This is a genomic window from Streptomyces sp. CB02980 (genome assembly GCF_014451325.2).
In the GTDB taxonomy this organism is placed as follows: Bacteria; Actinomycetota; Actinomycetes; order Streptomycetales; family Streptomycetaceae; genus Streptomyces.
Window position 1 is genome coordinate 1 of sequence record NZ_JACSCH020000069.1, and the last position, 851, is coordinate 851.

Annotated in this window: 1 protein-coding gene; it reads left to right on the top strand. The window is 72.2% G+C overall.

Features of this window, described 5'->3' with window-relative positions; translation table 11 throughout:
• Positions 1 to 851: acyltransferase domain-containing protein (locus E0F75_RS39780; protein ID WP_229315924.1), on the top strand; the 851-nt coding region annotated here is incomplete at both ends.

Consider the following 851-nt stretch of genomic DNA (forward strand, 5'->3'; position numbering starts at 1 on the left):
GCGATGTGGTCGACGGTCACCGGTGAGCTGGTTGCCGATGAGGAGCTGGACGCCGCGTACTGGTACCGGAACCTGCGACAGCCGGTGCTCTTCGAGACGGCGGTCCGCGCCGCGCACGCCCACGGCCGCGGTCTGTGCATCGAGCTGGGACCCCACCCCGTCCTCGGGCTCGCGCTGTCGACCGTCCTCGGCGACGGTGACGGTGACGGCGAAGCCGACGGCGGTGGCAACGGGCGGGTGCTGCACAGCCTGCGTCGCGATCAGCCCGAGACCGCGCAGTTCCTGAGCAGTCTGGGTGCGGCCTGGGCGGCCGGTCTGCCGGTGTCGTGGCGCGACCTGCTGCCTGCCGTGGAGCCGGTGGTGTTGCCGACGTACGCCTTCCAGCGGCAGCGTTACTGGCTGGACGCGCCGCCGATGGCGGTCGGGACCGGCGTTTCTGAGACCGATGCGTGGCGCTATCGCGTGGGATGGTCGCCGTTGGCGGCCCAGCATGCGGGTGGGCTGGCCCGGAGGTGGCTGCTGCTGTGCCATGACGTGGCGGAAGTCGTCGACGTGCGGCAGGCGTTGGAGCAGGGTGGTGCCCAGGTCGAGGTGCAGGTGCTACCGGCCGGCCACGACCTCGACCGCGAGCGTGTGGCGGAGCTGCTCGCGGGCGCCGAGCACATCGCGTACCTGCCGGCCGGGCTCCATCGTGGTCCCGAGGCCATGCACGAGGACACGACGCCGGGCCTGTCGGTTCGACTGGCCGCTGCGCTGGCGGTCATGCAGGCCGTCGTGGAGCGGGAGGGTGCCCGGTTGTGGGTGGTGACCCGTGGTGCGGTGTCCGCGCCGGGGAACGGTTCGGTTCCTGA